Origin of the sequence: Rhizobium binae, assembly GCF_017357225.1 — a bacterium.
In the GTDB taxonomy this organism is placed as follows: Bacteria; Pseudomonadota; Alphaproteobacteria; order Rhizobiales; family Rhizobiaceae; genus Rhizobium; species Rhizobium binae.
In genome coordinates this window covers 2,534,616-2,551,811 of sequence record NZ_CP071604.1, presented here as the reverse complement: position 1 = coordinate 2,551,811, position 17,196 = coordinate 2,534,616, and the positions used below count along the sequence as shown (strand labels likewise).

General features: G+C 61.4%; 17 protein-coding genes. 9 read left to right on the top strand and 8 right to left on the bottom strand.

The window, feature by feature from the left end; genetic code table 11:
- Nucleotides 1–930 (bottom strand): sugar ABC transporter substrate-binding protein, encoded by a 930-nt coding sequence (locus J2J99_RS12485; protein ID WP_012484069.1) that lies wholly within the window; start codon nucleotides 928–930, stop codon nucleotides 1–3.
- Between the two features lie 116 nt (nucleotides 931–1,046).
- A complete protein-coding gene (locus tag J2J99_RS12480) occupies nucleotides 1,047–2,027 on the bottom strand; it encodes an ABC transporter permease (RefSeq protein ID WP_207600922.1) in 981 nt (326 codons plus the stop codon).
- A 211-nt stretch (nucleotides 2,028–2,238) separates the two neighbouring features.
- Here J2J99_RS12480 and J2J99_RS12475 point away from each other — a divergent pair, with 211 nt between their 5' ends.
- The 4 genes from J2J99_RS12475 to J2J99_RS12460 all read left to right on the top strand — a co-directional run bounded on the left by J2J99_RS12475 (nucleotide 2,239) and on the right by J2J99_RS12460 (nucleotide 6,512).
- Nucleotides 2,239–3,048: a transketolase gene (locus J2J99_RS12475; protein ID WP_168301990.1), complete on the top strand. Its 810-nt coding sequence runs from the start codon at nucleotides 2,239–2,241 to the stop codon at nucleotides 3,046–3,048.
- The gene (locus J2J99_RS12470; RefSeq protein ID WP_168301991.1) at nucleotides 3,048–4,004 is read left to right on the top strand and encodes a transketolase family protein; all 957 of its coding nucleotides are present in this window, start codon (nucleotides 3,048–3,050) and stop codon (nucleotides 4,002–4,004) included. The genes J2J99_RS12475 and J2J99_RS12470 overlap by 1 nt, the downstream gene beginning before the upstream one ends.
- Before the next feature lie 69 nt (nucleotides 4,005–4,073).
- Nucleotides 4,074–5,540 (top strand): FGGY family carbohydrate kinase, encoded by a 1,467-nt coding sequence (locus J2J99_RS12465; RefSeq protein WP_168301992.1) that lies wholly within the window; start codon nucleotides 4,074–4,076, stop codon nucleotides 5,538–5,540.
- A 21-nt stretch (nucleotides 5,541–5,561) separates the two neighbouring features.
- Nucleotides 5,562–6,512, top strand: coding sequence for a sugar-binding transcriptional regulator (locus J2J99_RS12460; protein ID WP_168301993.1), 951 nt, complete (start codon nucleotides 5,562–5,564; stop codon nucleotides 6,510–6,512).
- 257 nt (nucleotides 6,513–6,769) lie between these two features.
- Here J2J99_RS12460 and J2J99_RS12455 read toward each other — a convergent pair whose 3' ends face one another.
- From J2J99_RS12455 to J2J99_RS12445, 3 genes are read right to left on the bottom strand one after another with little or no spacing between them, the layout of a single operon-like run.
- Complete coding sequence (locus J2J99_RS12455; RefSeq protein WP_168301994.1) at nucleotides 6,770–7,522, bottom strand: ABC transporter ATP-binding protein; 753 nt, start codon at nucleotides 7,520–7,522, stop codon at nucleotides 6,770–6,772.
- Nucleotides 7,516–8,586: a FecCD family ABC transporter permease gene (locus tag J2J99_RS12450; protein ID WP_168301995.1), complete on the bottom strand. Its 1,071-nt coding sequence runs from the start codon at nucleotides 8,584–8,586 to the stop codon at nucleotides 7,516–7,518. Before J2J99_RS12450 ends, J2J99_RS12455 begins: the two co-directional genes overlap by 7 nt.
- A gap of 6 nt (nucleotides 8,587–8,592) precedes the next feature.
- Nucleotides 8,593–9,729, bottom strand: coding sequence for an ABC transporter substrate-binding protein (locus J2J99_RS12445; RefSeq protein ID WP_168301996.1), 1,137 nt, complete (start codon nucleotides 9,727–9,729; stop codon nucleotides 8,593–8,595).
- Between the two features lie 115 nt (nucleotides 9,730–9,844).
- Here J2J99_RS12445 and J2J99_RS12440 point away from each other — a divergent pair, with 115 nt between their 5' ends.
- On the top strand, nucleotides 9,845–10,630 hold the full coding sequence (locus J2J99_RS12440) for a class I SAM-dependent methyltransferase (protein ID WP_168301997.1): 786 nt from the start codon (nucleotides 9,845–9,847) through the stop codon (nucleotides 10,628–10,630).
- Nucleotides 10,631–10,776: 146 nt separating this feature from the next.
- On the opposite strand, the gene moaA is transcribed toward J2J99_RS12440, so the two are convergent.
- Entirely contained in the window at nucleotides 10,777–11,823 is a 1,047-nt protein-coding gene (gene moaA, locus J2J99_RS12435; protein WP_168301998.1) for a GTP 3',8-cyclase MoaA, read from the bottom strand.
- 182 nt (nucleotides 11,824–12,005) lie between these two features.
- Here moaA and J2J99_RS12430 point away from each other — a divergent pair, with 182 nt between their 5' ends.
- On the top strand, nucleotides 12,006–12,380 hold the full coding sequence (locus J2J99_RS12430) for a gamma-butyrobetaine hydroxylase family protein (protein WP_168301999.1): 375 nt from the start codon (nucleotides 12,006–12,008) through the stop codon (nucleotides 12,378–12,380).
- Between the two features lie 29 nt (nucleotides 12,381–12,409).
- Nucleotides 12,410–13,600: a low temperature requirement protein A gene (locus J2J99_RS12425; protein WP_168302000.1), complete on the top strand. Its 1,191-nt coding sequence runs from the start codon at nucleotides 12,410–12,412 to the stop codon at nucleotides 13,598–13,600.
- A gap of 3 nt (nucleotides 13,601–13,603) precedes the next feature.
- On the opposite strand, the gene J2J99_RS12420 is transcribed toward J2J99_RS12425, so the two are convergent.
- Nucleotides 13,604–14,071 carry a MarR family winged helix-turn-helix transcriptional regulator gene (locus J2J99_RS12420; protein ID WP_168302001.1) on the bottom strand — a complete coding sequence of 156 codons (468 nt, stop codon included), beginning with the start codon at nucleotides 14,069–14,071 and terminating at the stop codon, nucleotides 13,604–13,606.
- A gap of 46 nt (nucleotides 14,072–14,117) precedes the next feature.
- Between J2J99_RS12420 and J2J99_RS12415 the strand changes: the two genes are divergently transcribed.
- The gene (locus J2J99_RS12415) at nucleotides 14,118–15,098 is read left to right on the top strand and encodes an alpha/beta hydrolase (protein ID WP_168302002.1); all 981 of its coding nucleotides are present in this window, start codon (nucleotides 14,118–14,120) and stop codon (nucleotides 15,096–15,098) included.
- A 37-nt stretch (nucleotides 15,099–15,135) separates the two neighbouring features.
- Nucleotides 15,136–15,747: a pyridoxamine 5'-phosphate oxidase family protein gene (locus J2J99_RS12410; RefSeq protein ID WP_168302003.1), complete on the top strand. Its 612-nt coding sequence runs from the start codon at nucleotides 15,136–15,138 to the stop codon at nucleotides 15,745–15,747.
- Nucleotides 15,748–15,753: 6 nt separating this feature from the next.
- Here J2J99_RS12410 and J2J99_RS12405 read toward each other — a convergent pair whose 3' ends face one another.
- Nucleotides 15,754–16,821, bottom strand: coding sequence for a GGDEF domain-containing protein (locus tag J2J99_RS12405; protein WP_168302004.1), 1,068 nt, complete (start codon nucleotides 16,819–16,821; stop codon nucleotides 15,754–15,756).
- Nucleotides 16,822–17,196: the final 375 nt, after the last annotated feature.

Sequence of the window (17,196 nt, the reverse complement as noted above, 5' to 3'; positions counted from 1 at the left end):
TTACGGATGGTTGGCGATGAAGCCTGCGACGTTTTCCTTGGTGGTCAGCGTGGCATCCAAGAGCTGTACCGGCGGCACTTTTTCACCGGCGACAAGCTTGGCGGCGTTTTCGACCGCATCGCGGCCCATTTTCTGCGTCTGCTGCGTCGCCGTCACGTTGAAGACGCCCTTGCTGAGCGCTTCGAGAGCCGCCGTGTCGCCGTCGAAGCCGCCGACCACGATCTTCTGCGAGGGATTTGCGACCTTGATTGCTTGAGCGGCGCCAAGCGCGAGACCATCGGCCTGTGCGAAGACGATCGAGACATCTGGGTTCGCCTGCAGCATATTCTGCATGATCTGGAAGCCTTCGTCCTGGCTCCAGATGTTCGAATATTGCTCGGCGACAACCTTCACATCGGGATAGGCCTTGAGCGATTCACCGCAGCCCTTCGAGCGATCGACTTCCGGCGTCGTGCCCTTCTGGCCGTGGATGATGACCATCTTCCCCTTGCCGCCGGCTTCCTTCAAAATGTAGTCGCACACTGCCTTGGCCGATGCCACAGAATCCGTTGCGAGGAATGTATCGCCAGGCGCGCCCTCGGCGTTGCGGTCGACGTTGACGACGGGGATGCCGGCGTTCTTCGCAAGCTTGACCGGAACGGTCGCCGCTGCCGCACCGGCCGGAATGTAGATCAGCGCGTCGATTTTCTGGGTCAGGAGATCCTGGATCTGGTTGACCTGCGTCGGCCCGTCGCCCTTTGCGTCGACGGTGATGACCTCGATGCCGCGCTTCTTGGCTTCGGCCTCGACCGATTGCTTGATCTGGTTGAAGAAGTTTGCCTGAAGGTTGGCAACGGCCAGCCCAAGCTTCTTCAGTTCCGCCGCGTGGACGGGACCGAGCATGAGACCGAGCAGTGCAGCGGATGCGAGCATGGTGCGCGCAATTTTCATTGTAGTTCCTCCGTTGTTTGATGGACCCTAGGGTATGTCCTCCCCCTGGGGTTATTGATCCGCCCCAAAGTTCCGGGACGGAATTCCGCTTCCGCCAACGCGGCGGATCATGCACGTCAGGCGCGACGCCGACGAATGGTCTCTGCGCCGACCGCGAGCACGATGACGATCCCGATGATCACTTGCTGAAGGAAGGGCGAGACGTTGAGAAGGTTGAGACCGTTGCGAAGCACGCCGATGATCAGCACACCGATCAACGTTCCCCCGATCCCACCCGCCCCGCCGGAGAGCGAAGTCCCGCCGATGACGACCGCGGCGATGGTGTCCAGTTCATAACCCAGACCGCTGGACGGCTGGACGGAATCCAGGCGGGCGGCGAGCACGATGCCTGCAAGCCCCGCAAGCACGGCGCTCACGACATAGACTGATATCGTTACCAGCGGGACGTTGATGCCGGCCAGGCGCGCGACTTCGGGGTTGCCGCCCACCGCATAGAGCATGCGGCCTTCGGAGCGGAAGTGCAGGAAGAGCCACGCCGCGAGAACGACCGCGAGCATGAGGAAGACCGTGGCGGTCATGACGCCGAAATGGCGATCGATGGCGAGCATCATGAACCAGTCGGGGAATCCGACGATCTGCTGACCGTCGGTGATCATGTTCGCCACGCCGCGCGCCGCCGACATCATCGCAAGCGTGGCGATGAAGGCTGGAACCCTGAATTGCGTCACCAAAAGCCCAACGATAAGGCCCGATACCGCCGAGGCGATCAGCGCAAGGGCGATCCCGACAGGCAGCGGCAGACCAGCGACGTTGGCGGTCCAGCCCATGACCATCATCGCCAGGGCGAGTGCCGAGCCGACGGAGAGATCGATGCCGCCGATCAGGATGACGAACGTCATGCCAACCGCCATGATGCCGAGGACGGTGATCTGGTCGAGGATATTGAGGCCGTTTCGAACCGAAAGAAACGTGTCTGTGCTGAAGCTCAGAAAGATGCACAGCGCGAGCAATCCCACGAGCGGACCGGTGACCCCCTTGAGCTTACCGAGCCAAGCGCCGGACGAAAGCCTGTGTTCATTGATATCGAGCGCCACCATTGCTCCTCCCCATGCTTTAGGCTTGTATCCGATATTTTCGCAGCGGAGAATAATTATTCACGTCCGCTGGAAAATTCATTAACAATTTGCCTTTCGGCTGTCAACAGGGTTTTCTCCCTCGGCAGTCGTGAATGACCCTCGCTTAGAGGCTTGACTAATCGGCATGTTGTGCAAAAATATTGGTTAGTGAATATTTATGCACGAGGAAGCCATGGACACGACAGAACTTGAGCGCATCGCCCGGGAGATCCGATTGCGCGATCTCCAAGCGGTATTTGAAGCGGGCGCCGGCCATATCGGCGGGGAAATGTCGGTCATCGACATTTTGGCGGCGCTCTATTTTCGTGTGCTGAACGTCTGGCCGGATCAGCCAAAACGTCCCGACCGCGACAGATTCGTCCTTTCAAAGGGACACACGGCCTGCGCTCTCTATGTGACGCTCGCAAAACGCGGCTTCATCCCGGAGGAAGAGGTTTCCACCTTCCTGCAGCCGCATTCGAGGCTGAACGGGCATCCGAACTGCAACAAGGTTCCTGGTGTCGAAACGAATACCGGTCCGCTCGGCCACGGCCTTCCTGTTGCAGTGGGAATGGCGAAAGCCGCCAAGCTCTCAGGCGCAAGATATCATACCTATGTCGTCACCGGCGATGGTGAGATGCAGGAAGGCTCCAACTGGGAAGCGATCATGGCAGCAGCCCAGTTCAAGCTCGATAACTTGACGTTGATCATCGATCACAACAGGTTCCAGCAGGGTGCTGCGCTTGCCGAAACCAACGATTTGGCTCCGCTTCGTCCGAAGCTCGAAGCCTTCGGCTGGGAGGTCACCGACATCGACGGCAACGCTATGCGCGAAATCGTTCCGGCCCTCGAATACCGGGGGTCAAGACCGCATTGCATTGTCGCCCATACCAACAAGGGGCACGGAATCTCCTTCATGCAGGACCGGGTCGAGTGGCACCATAAGGTGCCGAGTAGGGAACAATACGAAATTGCATTGGCAGAATTGTCGGAGGCACTGTAATGAACGCGCCCGTTAACCCACCCAAGCTTCACGATTGCCGCGATGCATTCGCCTCCACGCTCGAGCGGCTGGCAGCCGAAAACGAAACGATCGTCGCCGTCTGCAACGACTCCGTCGGCTCCTCCAAACTCGGCGGCTTCAAGTCGAGGTTTCCTGAACGCCTCGTCAACGTCGGCATCGCCGAGCAGAACATGGTCGGCGTCGGAGCTGGGCTCGCCAATGGCGGACGACTGCCCTTCGTGTGCGGCGCTGCCCCGTTTCTCACGGGGCGGTCGCTGGAGCAGATCAAGGCCGACATTTCCTACTCGAACGCCAACGTCAAGCTGGTGGGTATCTCTTCCGGAATGGCATATGGCGAACTTGGTCCGACCCATCACTCGATCGAAGACTTCGCCTGGACGCGCGTCCTGCCCAATCTTCCCGTTATTGCGCCTTGCGACCGGATCGAAACCGCTGCTGCCGTTGACTGGGCAGCGACCTACAGCGGGCCCTGCTTCCTGCGTCTGTCGCGGGTCGGCGTGCCCGACCTTCTTCCGGAGGGGCACAAGTTCGAACTCGGCAAGGCGAATCTCCTTCGCCAGGGATCCGATGTCACCCTGATCGCCAACGGCACCTTGACGCATCGCATTGTGAAGGCTGCCGAGATTCTCGCCGACCGAGGCATCGACGCCAGGGTGCTCAACCTCGCAACGGTTCGTCCGATCGACGAGGAGGCGATCATCGCCGCGGCTAGGGAAACCGGGGCGATCGTCACAGCCGAGGAGCATTCGATCTTTGGCGGGCTCGGCTCCGCGGTGGCAGAAGTGGTGGTCGACAATGCTCCGGTGCCGATGAAGCGTCTCGGCGTTCCCGGCGTCTACGCTCCGACCGGTTCGGCAGAGTTCCTGCTCGACGAATACGGAATGTCACCATCGGCAATCGCCGACGCTGCTCAGGCGCTGATCAAGCGTAAGTAACTGGGGATCGCGTGAAGCGGCCAGGCCCATTTTGCCGCCGCGGCCGGCGCCTGATCTGTGGAGGATAGAATGCGGGCAATTCTGGCAGTCGACCAGGGCACGACCAATTCAAAGGCAGTTCTCGTTTCCGAGAGGGGAGAAATCGTCGGCAGGGGTTCGTCTCCTGTCGGCATCTCCTATCCGAGGGAGGGCTGGGTCGAACAAGACCCACGCCGGCTTTACGCCTCGGTCGGCGAAGCGGTCGACGCCTGCCTGACGGCCAGCCCCGATGCGACGATCGAGGCCATTGCCATTTCCAATCAGCGCGAGTCCGTCACAGCCTGGGACGCCGAAACGGGAGACGCGCTTGGGCCGGTGGTCAGCTGGCAGTGCCGTCGAACGGCGCAGGATTGCGAACGTCTGATTGCCGAAGGCCGCCTTGACCGTGTGCAGGCGCTGACCGGCCTGCCGCTGGATCCGATGTTCCCGGGTTCGAAATTCCGATGGTTGCTCGACCGGATTCCGGCCGGGCGGCCGGTGCAATTGGGAACCGTCGACAGTTGGCTCGTCCACTGCCTGACGGGCGGACGCCGGCATGTCTGCGACGCTTCGAATGCCGCCAGGAGCCAGTTGTTCGACCTCCGGGAACAGAAATGGAGTGAGGAACTTGGCGAGATCTTCGGCGTCGATATCGCGCTCCTGCCGGAAGTGCTCGACAGCTCAGCCGATTTCGGCAGGACGCAAGGATTGCCAGGCGTGCCCGACGGTACGCCTGTGATGGCCGCGATCGGAGACAGCCACGCGGCCCTTTTCGGCCATGGAGCATTCAAGCCGGGCGACGGCAAGGTGACCTTCGGAACCGGCTCTTCGGTCATGACGACGCTGCCGCAATTCCTCGCCCCGCGCAACGGTATCACAACCACCGTCGCATGGCGCATCGCGGGAAAGCCGACTTTCGCTTTCGAGGGCAATATCCTCGTTTGCGCCGCCAGTCTTCCCTGGATGGCTGATATTCTCGGCCTGGTTGACGTGGCCGCCCTTTTCGAACTTGCGGCGAGCGCCGAGCCAGGTGGACCCGGTTTCGTGCCCGCGTTTGTGGGATTGGGCGCACCTTACTGGAATCCCGACGCTCGTGCCCTGTTCTCCCAGATCAACTTCAATACATCACGCGCGCAGATGGCGCGGTCGGTAACCGATTCCATCGCTTTCCAGGTGCATGATGTGATCGCGGCTATGCGGGCGCAAAGCGGCGGCGAACTCGGCGCGCTCTACGTGGACGGCGGACCGAGCCAGAATCGCTTCTTGATGCAGTGCGTCTCGAACCTCATCGAACATCCAGTGATCCAATGCGAAGCGCCCGAAGCCTCGGCTCTGGGTGCTGCCTATTTGGCGGGGCTGTCACTCGGCTTGTGGAGCGATCTCGACATCGTTGCGAAGCTGCCACGAAACACGCAAACCATCGAGCCGCAACCCGTGGACCGCGCGGTGCTTCTCGATACCTGGAAAGATGCGCTCGCCCGCTCGACGTCCCGCGAAACACAGGCTAAAGGTGAATAAAAATTCACTCTGGGATCAGTGATGACTCGCCTCAATGAACTCCGTCTCATTTCAAGGGTCGCCCAGATGTACCACATAGAGGGGCGGCGACAGGCGGAGATCGCGGAGCACCTTCGGCTGTCGCAGGCGACAGTATCGCGTATGTTGAAGCGCGCCGAGGCCGAAGATATCGTCAGAACCAGCGTGATCCCTCCCGTCGGCACCTATAGCGAGCTCGAGCGCGCGCTTCGCGAAAAATACGATCTGCCGGAGGCGATCGTCGTCGAGTGCACGGAAGACCGGGACGGCGCCATTATGGCCCGCATCGGAGAGGCAGCGGCTCATCTGCTGGAGGTGACGCTCTCGCCAGGGGAGATCATCGGCGTTTCGAGCTGGAGCCAGACGATCTTCAAGATGGTCGAGAACATTCATCCGCAGAAAAGCGCTCAGGCGAAGTATGTCGTCCAGACCCTGGGAGGCATGGGCGATCCTTCCGTGCAGACGCATGCGACGCAGCTGACCACGCGGCTTGCGCGCCTGACCGGCGCCGAGCCGAAACTGCTCCCGGTTCAGGGCGTTACGACATCAAGAGAGGCAAAACTTCTGATGCAGGCCGACCCGTTCGTCCGCGAGACGATGGACCTATTCGGCAGCATAACGCTCGCGATCGTCGGCATCGGCGCCGTCGAACCCTCCGAACTTCTCGCCCGATCTGGCAACATCTTTTCCTCGCGCGAACTGTCCGACCTCGCGGAAGCGGGCGCCGTCGGCGATATCTCGCTCCGCTTCTTCGATAAGAACGGCAAGCCGGTCAAGACGCCCCTGGACGACCGGGTCATAGGACTGCCCCTTGAAGATCTCGAACGGGTGGACCGGGTCATTGCTCTGGCCGGCGGAGCCAAAAAGACCGACGCTATCGCAGGCGCGCTCCGCGTCGGGGTCATCGACATGCTCGTTACGGACAAGTTTACCGCGCAGCGATTGATCGACTGATTGGCAGCGGCATCCTCCACGGGTCCTCGTCCTGAGGTGCGATCCGCAGGATCGCCTCGAAGTTGCCGCAACGCTGCCTCCGTCTTTGCTCAAGATGGTTGCGCCTTAGCGGGAGCGCCCGCGTCGCTCTTCGAGGCTCAGCCCTATGGGCTGCGCACCTCAGGATGAGGCTCTCTTGGGCGTCGGCATCACACAATCAGTCTCTCTCGGGCCATGGCGCATCACGATGCAATGTCTTTCGCGCAGGTCCGCCAGCTTCAATGCGCCGTCCCATCCACGATGACATGATCGTGGTCCAGCGAGCATTTCTCTACCCGGGCTTCCACGCGGTAGATCTCCCGCAGCATTTCGGCGGTCACGACGTCTCTCGGCGCGCCGCAGGCGCGCATGCGGCCGTTGGCGATGACGAGGACTTTGTCGGCGAAGCGGAGCGCCTGGTTGAGGTCGTGGATGGCGATCAGCACGATCATGCCTTTGGCGCGGGCCTGGCGACGCATGAAGTCGAGGACCTCGACCTGGCGGTGGAGATCGAGCGCGCTGGTCGGCTCGTCCATCAGCATGATCTCGGGCTCGCGGACCAGCGCCTGGGCGATGGAGACGAGTTGGCGCTGGCCGCCGGAAAGTGCGCCGAGATCGCGGAAGGCGATGACTGATATATCGAGTGCTCTCATGATCTCGTCGATGAAGCGCAGGTCGCTGTCGCTGACGCCCCAGGACTGGCCCTGCTTGCGCGCGAGCAGGATGGATTCGTAAACCGTGAGCACCGCATTCGCCGAGGTATCCTGCGGCATGTAGCTGATGGCGTTTTTCGCCGTCGAGCCTTCGACGACGACATTGCCCGGTCCCCTGAGCAGCCCGGTGATGCGCTTGAAAAGCGTCGACTTGCCGGCGGCGTTCGGGCCGATCACCGCCACGAGCTCGCCCGCATTCATGACCGGCGTCGTCACGTCTTCGACGAAAAGCTTGCGGCCGTGATAGGCGCCGACCGACTGCAATTGAAGGGCTACCACGACCGGCTCCTGTTCGAGAGAATGAGCGAGAAGAAGAAGGGCACGCCGACGAGCGCCGTGATGATGCCGATCGGGAAGACGACGCCGGGGATGATCGACTTCGAGACGATCGAGGTCAGCGACAGCAGCAGCGCGCCGGAGAGGATCGAGCCCGGCAGGAAAAAGCGCTGATCCTCGCCAAGGATCATGCGCGCGATATGCGGCCCGACGAGGCCGACGAACCCGATGGTGCCGACGAAGCTTACGGGCACGGCGGCAAGCAGCGAGACAACAAGCATCGTTTCCAGCCGGATGCGGCGGACATCAACGCCGAAGCTCGCGGCCTTGTCCTCGCCGAGGCGGATCGCCGTCAGCGCCCAGGCGTTGCGGGCAAAGAGCGGCAGGGCGATGAGCAGTACGGCAAGCGTCACCCAGATCTTCGGCCATGTGGCCTTGGTGAGGCTGCCCATCGTCCAGAAGACGACGGCCGACAGCGCCTGTTCGGAGGCGAGATATTGCAGGAAGGCGAGGGCCGCATTGAAGGTGAAGACCAGGGCGATGCCGAGAAGCACCACCGTCTGCACCGAGACGCCGCGGGCTCGCGAAACGAAATGGATGAAGAGCGTGGCGATCAGCGCCATGATGAAAGCATTGACCGGCACGAGCAGGCCGGCTGCTACAGGCAGAAGCGGAACGCTGGTCACGATCGCCAGCGCCGCACCGAAGCTTGCGGCAGCCGAGATGCCGAGCGTGAAGGGGCTGGCGAGCGGATTGGCGAGGATGGTCTGCATCTGTGCGCCGGCGACGGAGAGCGAAGCGCCGACGACGATCGCCATGACGGCGACCGGCATGCGGATATCCCAGACGACGGCCCGCACCTGATCCGAAACGGAGGGTGGGTCGAAGAGGGCGGCGAGGACCTCAGCGAGGCTGTAGCGGGCTGGCCCCCATGCGAGGTCGACGGCGAAGGACAGGCAGAGCGCTGCCGCCATGGCGGCAAGGATCAGGAGCTTGCGCCGGGCGAGAGCGCGGTAGCGCTCCATCCCGGCTTCAGCGTCGATCGATAGGGCGGCGACTTCGGCCATTTCCGACTACTGGCCCGCCTTGGCGTCGACCCAGTAACCCGGCTGATAGGCGACCGGCAGGAATTTCTCATGGAATTCCTTGAAGGTGGCATCCGGATCGAGATCGGCGAAGAGGTTCGGATGGAACCATTTGGCCAGCTGCTGGACGGCGACGAACTGGTAGGGGCTGGTGTAGAATTGGTGCCAGATTGCGTGCACATTGCCGCCGGCCACCGCCTTGGAGCCGGTGAAGGCCGGGTTTTCCATCAGCGTGTTCAGCGCCTTGCGGCTGTCGCCGAGGGTGGGGGCCGCGTTCGGACCGACATTCACATAGTCCTTGGCATTCTTGGTCTGGCTCCAGTTGGAGCCGGTGATGACGATCACCTCGGGATTGGAGGCGACAACCTGTTCGGCGTTGATGGAGCCGGTATAGCCCGGCAGGAAATCGGAGCCGAGATTGTGGCCGCCGGCCCAATCGACCATCAGGCCGAAATTATCCGGGCCGAAGGTGCCGCAGCACTCCACCAGACCGGCGGCGCGATACATGAAAACGTTCGGCTTCGGCGGGTTGGCGGCCTTCAGCCTGTCGGTCACGCGCGCCATCTGCTCCTTCCAATAGGCCGCGACGGCTTCGGCGCGGTCCTCATGGCCGAAGAGCTTGCCGAGGATCTTCAGGCTCGGCTCGGTGTTGGCGAGAATATGCTCTCGGAAATCGATATAGACGATCTTCACGCCGATGCCGGCGAGCATGTCTTCGAGCTTGACTTCGTCGGCCGCCGTCTTGTTGCCGATCGGCAGCAGCAACACATCCGGATGAAGCTTGACGACCGTCTCTGTCTGCAGCGTGCCGTCGGTCAGATTGCCGAGGAAGGGCAGGTCCTTGCCCTTCGGAAACCTCTCGACATAGGCATTGAAGCCATCCTTGTCGGTGGTCCAGAGATCGTTGCGCCAGCCGACGATCTTGGCGAAGGGATCTTCCTTCTCGATCGGCGCGACGGCATAGAGCATGCGGCCTTCGCCAAGGATCACACGCTCGACCGGCTTGTCGAAGCTCACGTCACGGCCGGCGACATCCTTGATGGTGAAGGATTGCGCCCAGGCCGAAAGCGGCATCAAGCCGGCAATCGCAGCTGCGGAGACTGCGAGCATTTTCACGAAATTCATCTGGAGATTCCCCTGACGTCTGAATAATGTCCGCAGGCATAAGAAATATGACTTTATGAATCAAGTTATATGTTTTAGAGCATTTCCAAACTGATCCGATGCAGGGGCAATTGAGATGAATTCGATGAATACAAATTACTCTATCCGCGATGAAATCCGCGAGTTCTGGTCGGAAAGGGCGGCGACCTTCGACCAGAGCGTCGGCCATGAAATCTTTTCGGAAGGCGAGCGGAAAGGCTGGCTGAGGCTGATCCGAAAGCATCTCGGCGAGGGGCAGGGGCGCGCCGCTCTCGATCTTGCCTGCGGCACCGCCGTCATCTCGCATCTGATGAACGATGCCGGCTTCAAGGTCACCGGGCTGGACTGGTCGGATGCGATGCTGGCGCAGGCGCGCGCCAAGGCGAAGAAGCGCGGCACCGATATCCGCTTCGTTTCCGGCGACGCCGAAAACACCATGGAGCCGAAGGACAGCTACGACGCCATCACCAACCGGCATCTCGTCTGGACGCTTGTGGACCCGGCTTCGGCCTTCAAGGAATGGTTTTCGGTGCTGAGGCCGGGCGGCAAGGTGCTGATCGTCGACGGCAATATGGGCCGGGAAACCTGGGTGAAGAGCCTGCAGAAGTTTTGGACAAAGGTGACGGGCAAGCCGGCGGCAAGCCACATGTCACCGGAGATGATGGCGCGGCACCAGAACATCCGCTCCCGCGTGCATTTCTCCCGCGAGATGCCGGCCGAAGCGATCGTCGAGCTTCTCTGTAAAGCCGGCTTCGTGGACATCGTGGTCGACCGCAAGCTCCGCGATATTCACTGGGCGCAGGCGCGCAAGATGCCGTTTTTGCGCGGGCTCGAGCGGATGGTGCAGGAGCGGTTTGCGATTTGTGCGCGTAAGCCCGGCTAGGGGGCTGCGGCTTGCTCCCTCTTCTCTCCGCTGGGGCGAAGAGGGAACAAGCCGCACCGTATCCCGGCCCTTCGCTTGGGCTCAGGCGTTCGACCCTGCGATCGATTCACTGGATCGATCGCTTCCCGCTTGGCGGGGACCGCGCCTCACCCACCGGTAACACTCATATGCCGCGCCACTGCCGGCCTGTTATGCGTGCGGTCGATGATGAAGTCGTGGCCCTTAGGCTTGCGGGTGATGGCTTCGTCGATGGCGGCGTGGAGAAGGGCGTCGTCTTCGGTGGCGCGCAATGCGGCGCGCAGATCGGCGGCGTCGTTCTGGCCGAGGCACATATAGAGCGTGCCGGTGCAGGTCAGGCGCACACGGTTGCAGCTCTCGCAGAAATTATGGGTCATCGGCGTGATGAAGCCGAGGCGGCCGCCGGTCTCCGTGACCCTGACGTAACGCGCCGGGCCGCCGGTCTGGTAGTCGATATCGGTTAGCGTGAACTGTCTCTCCAAATCGGCGCGGAGCTCGGAGAGCGGCAGGTACTGGTCGGTGCGGTCCTCGTCGATCTCGCCCATCGGCATGGTTTCAATGACTGTGAGATCCATGCCGCGGCCGTGGGCGAAGCGCAGGAGGCCGGGTATCTCGGCGTCGTTGAAACCTTTAAGCGCCACGGCATTGAGCTTGATGCTGATGCCGGCCTTCTGAGCGGCGTCGATGCCTTCCATGACCTTGGAAAAATCGCCCCAGCGGGTGATCTTGCGGAACTTGTCGGGGTCGAGCGTATCGAGCGAGACGTTGATGCGGCGCACGCCGGACTCATAAAGTTCCTCGGCATGGCGCGCCAGCTGTGAGCCATTGGTCGTCAGCGTCAGTTCGTCGAGGCCGGCGCCGATCTTTTCGCCGAGCTTGCGCACAAGATACATGATGTTCTTGCGCACGAGCGGCTCGCCTCCGGTCAGCCGGATTTTCCTCACGCCTTTGGCGATAAAGGCGGAACAGAGCCGGTCAAGCTCTTCCAGCGTCAACAGGTCCCTCTTCGGCAGGAAGGTCATGTTCTCGGCCATGCAATAGGTGCAGCGGAAATCGCAGCGGTCGGTGACGGAGACGCGGAGATAGGTGACAGCCCGGCCATAAGGGTCGATCATCGGATGTGCATCCGCCGCCAGCGGCGATGCCTTGCCTATCGTTCCTACTATTGTATTCACCAATTCCTCCGCAGCCGGATCTGAAACGCGCCAGACCGATGCCTGCCTGTTTTCAAGCGATATCTTTCTATTTGTGCATATGTGATTGCGCCGTCAAGGGAAATGGATTTCGCACACGCTAATTTGCGCTTGCCTCGAAAAAGGCGAACGCCTACTTCTCCAGGGGAAAGAGGGTGATAGAGATGAACGATACCTGGCCGAGCGAACTTCGCGTTTCGAAAGACCGGCAGAGGCTGGCAATAACCTTCGACGACGGCCTGAGCTTCGACCTGTCGGCCGAGCTTCTGCGCGTGCTGTCGCCGTCGGCCGAGGTGCAGGGGCACGGGCCGGGGCAGAGGGTGACGGTACCCGGCAAACGCAATGTCGCGATCATCTCGATGACGCCGACCGGCAATTATGCCGTCAGGATCGGCTTCGACGACATGCACGATACCGGGATCTACACCTGGACCTATCTGCGGGAGCTCGGCGAACGGGGCGCGGAGCTGTTTTCGGCCTATGAGGACGAGCTCAGGGAAAAGGGCATGAACCGCGACACGGCGGAAAAGCCGCGCTGAATTTCAAACAGACAGCCATCGGGGGCCAAATGGCGAAAGTGAACGGAAAGAACTGGCTGCGCGCCAAGGGGAGTGCGGCCGGCAGCAAGGTTACCTTCCTCGAGCTGTTCTTCGATCTGGTCTTCGTGTTTTCGATCTCGCAGCTTTCGCACGCGCTTGCCGCCCATTATACGCCGCTCGGCGCCGTCGAAGCGGCGCTGATGACCTTTGCGGTCTGGTGGGTGTGGATATTCACCGCCTGGGTGACGAACTGGCTCGATCCCGACAAGATGCCGGTGCGCGGCATGCTGGTGGCGCTGATGATGCTGGGGCTGGTGCTGTCAGCATCCATCCCAGAGGCATTCGGCGACAAAGGGTTGCTCTTTGCTGGCGCCTATGTGGCGATGCAGGTCGGGCGCTCGCTGTTTACGACCTATGCGATGACGCGCGTCGACCGCGCCAATACGCTGAATTTTACCCGCATTACCGTCTGGCTCGCGGCGGCCGGCGTCTTTTGGATCGCCGGGGGGGTGCTCGAGCATGAAGCCCGGCTGATCGCCTGGATGATCGCGCTCGCCATCGAATATGCCGGGCCGGCCGCGGGCTTTGCGGTACCAGGACTCGGCCGCTCCGTTCCAAGCGATTGGGATGTGTCCGGTGCGCATATGGCCGAGCGCTGCGCGCTCTTCATCATCATCTGCCTCGGCGAAGCGATCCTCGTTTCCGGCCGCACCTTTTCCGAACTGCCGATCTCAATTCTGACCAGCCTCGTCTTCGTCACCGGCTTTATCGGGACGGTCGCCATGTGGTGGCTCTACTTCCGCTTCGGCCACGGTCGTGCCGCCCATCGCATCGAACATGCCGAGACGCCGGGAGCTCTGGCGCGATTGGCCTTCACTTACGCACACATCCCGATCCTTGCCGGGATCATCGTGCACGCAGTGGCCGTCGAGTTCATGTTCTCGCATCCGCATGAGGCGGGCGATCTCGGCATCGCTGCGGCGGTGCTCGGCGGCTCCGGCCTGTTCCTAATCGGCAATCTCTGGTTCAAGGGCGCGACCAGCGGAAAGCTGCCGCTCTCGCATCTCGCCGGCCTCGTGTTCCTGATCCTGCTCGCCTTTGCGGCACCCTTCATCGAGGTCTATCTGCTTGGGATTCTGGCGACGCTGGTGCTGATCATTGTCGCGGCGTGGGAATACCGCTCGCTGACCGGCACGGCGGCGGCACCGACGCTGCAGTGAATGTCAGTCCTCGTCCCTGAGGTCCTGTAGCAGTACGCCGATGATCCGCTCCATTGAGGTGGCGGTCGCCATGCACTGCTCGATCGGCTCGTCGGAGAGCGTGCGTTCGATGAGGTCGGTCTGGATCGCCATCGCCGCTTCGGTCAGCCTGCGGCCCTCCATGGTGAGGTAGAGGCGCAGCACGCGCTTGTCGCGCGCGTCTCCGCGCCGCTCGATCAGGTCGCGTTTTTCCATCTGCGGCAGGAGCATGCTCATGTTGGAGCGGCCGACGAGCAGCTTGCGGGCCAGCTCCTGCTGCGAAATGCCTTCGAAACGATAGAGATTGACGAGAATGTCGAGGTGCGGCGGCTTGATGTCGAGATCGGCAAGCGAGCGGGTCAGAGACTGCTGCATCAGCTGGCAGGCGCGCGCCACCGCGATCCAGCTGCGAAAACGCGGATGATCCCAGGGCAGGGATTGATTTTTGTTCATCGTTGCACTTTTTTGTTCAGTGTTGAACAGTATTTGGATTCTCACTATGTCAAATTTTGCGCTGAAGGTCACCCGCCTCGGCTTTTCGGCTCTGCAGGCGGCTTCGCCGGATCTGGCCGGCAGAGCGGCGTTCCGACTGTTCTGCCGCACACCGTCGCCGCGGCCGAAGGGAACAAGAGCGAAGGCGGCGCATGCCGCGGGCGCGGCCCGGCTTGCCGGCGCCGAACGCTTTCGCCTCAAGCTTGCCGGCGGGGCGAAAGCGCATGCCTATCGGCTGAATGGCGGGGCGCGGGGAAAACGCAAGCGCTTCCTGGTGGCGCATGGCTGGGGCTCAAGTGCCGAATATATGGCCGAGGTCGTCTCGATGCTTGCGGCGACCGGTGCGGAGGTGGTCGCGCTCGATTTTCCCGGCCATGGGCGCGCCGGTGGACGCTTCCTGCATATGCGGCTTGCTGTAGAAACGATCCTGGCGGCCGAGGCGCGGTTCGGCGCTTTCGATGCGGCGATCGGCCATTCCTTCGGCGGCGCGGCGCTGATGGTCTCGGCGTCGGGGCTGCTCCCCGATGCAGCACCTCTCAACGTCGAGCGCCTGATCTTGGTCGGCGCGCCGAGCGAGATGCGGTGGCTGTTTACCGGTTTCGGCCGCATGGTTGGCCTTCGCCCGGCCGCACAGACAGCCCTTGAGAATGAAGTTCATCGCGTCACCGGTCGGAGACTTGAGGAATTCGATGCGGCCGGGGCGGCGGGGAAGCTCGACCTGCCGGTGCTTGTCATCCATGCAGAGGACGACAAGGAAGTGTCGCCGGCCCATGCCAGGCGTTATGGGGCGGCAGGCGAAGGCGTCCGGCTGTTGTGGGCCAATGGTTTCGGGCATCGGCGCATCGTGAGCGCCGCGCCGGTTCTCGAGGCGATCGCGATGTTTCTCGATGACAGTCGGCCCGAGCAAGACGTCTCCGACGAAAACATCAAAAAAGATGCGGAGATCATTCCGTTTTTTGAGCTTCCGGCACGGCGCGCGGCATTGTAGCGTCCGGCGCGAAGATCAAGCCGCGGCGGGACGCCTCATGAAAATCATCAGCAACATCGAAGAACTCAATACGATCTATGGCGCAGGACTATCGCAGGCCTCGGTCGACAAGGTGACCAAGCGGCTGACGCCGCTTTACCGTCAGATGATCGAGATCTCGCCGTTTGCCGCGCTTGCGACCGTCGGGCCGGAGGGCCTCGACTGTTCGCCGCGCGGCGATCTCGGCGGCGTGGTGCGTGTTGTCGACGACGAAACGCTGCATCTGCCGGACTGGCGCGGCAACAATCGCGTCGATTCGCTTTCCAACATCGTGCGTGATCCTAGGCTTGCTCTGATGTTCCTGATCCCCGGCTCGAACACCACGATGCGCATCAACGGCCGCGGTGTCGTCTCGGACGACGAGGCGCTGCTTTCGAGCTTCGAGATGGACGGCAAACATCCGCGCACCGTCGTCGTCATTTCGATCGACGAGGTTTATTTTCAGTGCGCGCGCGCCGTGATGCGGGCCGAACTCTGGAAAGCCGAGCATTTCGCCGATCCGGCAGGCCTGCCGACGCCGGGTCAGATGCTGAAGGATGCCGTCGGCGATTTCGACCAGGAAACCTACGACCGGGAATGGCCCGGTCGCGCGGCGAAGACGATGTGGTGAAAGCCGTCAGGCTTTGTAGATCAGCCAGCTCTTGCTGAAGTCCTTTTGCATCCCGTCCTGATAGAGGACGATGCAGTTGCGGCCGGCATTTTTTGCGCCATAAAGGGCAATATCGGTCCTGCTGTAAAGCTCGCCGGCATCCTCGGCATTAGAGGCCATGCAGATGCCGATCGACACGGTGATCGGGCCGTAATTCACCCGTGTGCGGGAGTTTTTGAAAGGGGTGGTTTCCAGCGTGCGGCGGATGCGCTCGGCGATCGCCGTCACTTCCTCGGCTGTGTTGCCCTCGATGATCAGCGCGAATTCCTCACCGCCGGCACGGGCGACGAAAACGTCGCGCCGAACATTGCTGCGGATCACGGAGGCGACGGTGGCGAGGATCTTGTCGCCGACGGGATGGCCGTAGGTGTCGTTGATTTTCTTGAAATTGTCGATGTCGGCGAGCAGCAGGGCCGTCACCGGCCGCATGCCTGGATTGTTGAAGACGGCGGCTAGGCGGTCGTCGAAGGCGCGGCGGTTGGAAAGGCGCGTCAGCGAGTCGGTATTGGCGATGCGTTTGTATTCGTCGAGTTCCTTGCGGACTTGATCCATCTCCTGAGAGCGCTGGACGACGTCCTCGACGGTGCGTTCGCCATGCGCCATGGTATCGCCAGTTGCCTGGCTTAATAGTTCAATTGCGTTTTCGATCAGTTCGACGCTTGCATTGCTCTTGGAGGTGATGCGCTTGTGGGTCTCGCCCAGCAGTCTGGTATAGCTTTCGAGCGAGCTCTGCTCCTGCCTCAGGATTCGCAGCAATCCGTCCAGTTCGCCTGATATGCGGGTATGGGCGTCGTCGAAGACCCGGGCTGGGTTCGTGTTGAAATATTGCGCGCCGAGCGTGTCGAGTTCGGCCTGCGTGGCATGCGCGCCGAGGGCCGCAAGTTCTCGGGTAAGGGCAGGATTGGAGCCGATATAGGCCTCGTAGAAGAGTTCGTAATTCCGGGGTATCGGGGCAACGCCCATCGAGCGCATGGCATAGGTGATCTGGCCCGCGACATCGGGAACCTGCACCTTAGGCGCGACAGCCGTGTTCATCCGGCGATACTCCTCATATTCAATGGCAATATTTTAGTTGTTAGCTTAAATTTCTTGGGAAAAGATTAAAGCGACATATACCAAAGATTACATGCGACAAGTTCACGATGGAGCAATACTTCCGGCAGCCTCATGATTTTTCATTAAAAATCGTATTTTGGGCGAGACAATGCGTACCCGTTCCGCGGGAATGATGTTTGAAAGACTTACAGTTCTTCTTGTGCTGGACTGCGTATTCATCTTGTCGACAGTTGGTTGTGGACGCCGGCTATTTCAGAACGAGTATATTGCAATGACACTTTCTGACGGCCGAGCCGGTCGCAGTCTGCATCTTCAGGCGTAAGATTATAGAAAGGTGGCGTCACACTTTCTTCG

Excerpts from the sequence above, each read along its gene's own strand:
- J2J99_RS12485 (WP_012484069.1), bottom strand. The coding sequence starts at position 930 with ATGAAAATTGCGCGCACCATGCTCGCATCCGCTGCACTGCTCGGTCTC.
- J2J99_RS12480 (WP_207600922.1), bottom strand. The coding sequence starts at position 2,027 with ATGGTGGCGCTCGATATCAATGAACACAGGCTTTCGTCCGGCGCTTGG.
- J2J99_RS12475 (WP_168301990.1), top strand. The coding sequence starts at position 2,239 with ATGGACACGACAGAACTTGAGCGCATCGCCCGGGAGATCCGATTGCGC.
- J2J99_RS12470 (WP_168301991.1), top strand. The coding sequence starts at position 3,048 with ATGAACGCGCCCGTTAACCCACCCAAGCTTCACGATTGCCGCGATGCA.
- J2J99_RS12465 (WP_168301992.1), top strand. The coding sequence starts at position 4,074 with ATGCGGGCAATTCTGGCAGTCGACCAGGGCACGACCAATTCAAAGGCA.
- J2J99_RS12460 (WP_168301993.1), top strand. The coding sequence starts at position 5,562 with ATGACTCGCCTCAATGAACTCCGTCTCATTTCAAGGGTCGCCCAGATG.
- J2J99_RS12450 (WP_168301995.1), bottom strand. The coding sequence starts at position 8,586 with ATGGCCGAAGTCGCCGCCCTATCGATCGACGCTGAAGCCGGGATGGAG.
- J2J99_RS12445 (WP_168301996.1), bottom strand. The coding sequence starts at position 9,729 with ATGAATTTCGTGAAAATGCTCGCAGTCTCCGCAGCTGCGATTGCCGGC.
- J2J99_RS12440 (WP_168301997.1), top strand. The coding sequence starts at position 9,845 with ATGAATTCGATGAATACAAATTACTCTATCCGCGATGAAATCCGCGAG.
- J2J99_RS12430 (WP_168301999.1), top strand. The coding sequence starts at position 12,006 with ATGAACGATACCTGGCCGAGCGAACTTCGCGTTTCGAAAGACCGGCAG.
- J2J99_RS12425 (WP_168302000.1), top strand. The coding sequence starts at position 12,410 with ATGGCGAAAGTGAACGGAAAGAACTGGCTGCGCGCCAAGGGGAGTGCG.
- J2J99_RS12420 (WP_168302001.1), bottom strand. The coding sequence starts at position 14,071 with ATGAACAAAAATCAATCCCTGCCCTGGGATCATCCGCGTTTTCGCAGC.
- J2J99_RS12415 (WP_168302002.1), top strand. The coding sequence starts at position 14,118 with ATGTCAAATTTTGCGCTGAAGGTCACCCGCCTCGGCTTTTCGGCTCTG.
- J2J99_RS12410 (WP_168302003.1), top strand. The coding sequence starts at position 15,136 with ATGAAAATCATCAGCAACATCGAAGAACTCAATACGATCTATGGCGCA.
- J2J99_RS12405 (WP_168302004.1), bottom strand. The coding sequence starts at position 16,821 with ATGAACACGGCTGTCGCGCCTAAGGTGCAGGTTCCCGATGTCGCGGGC.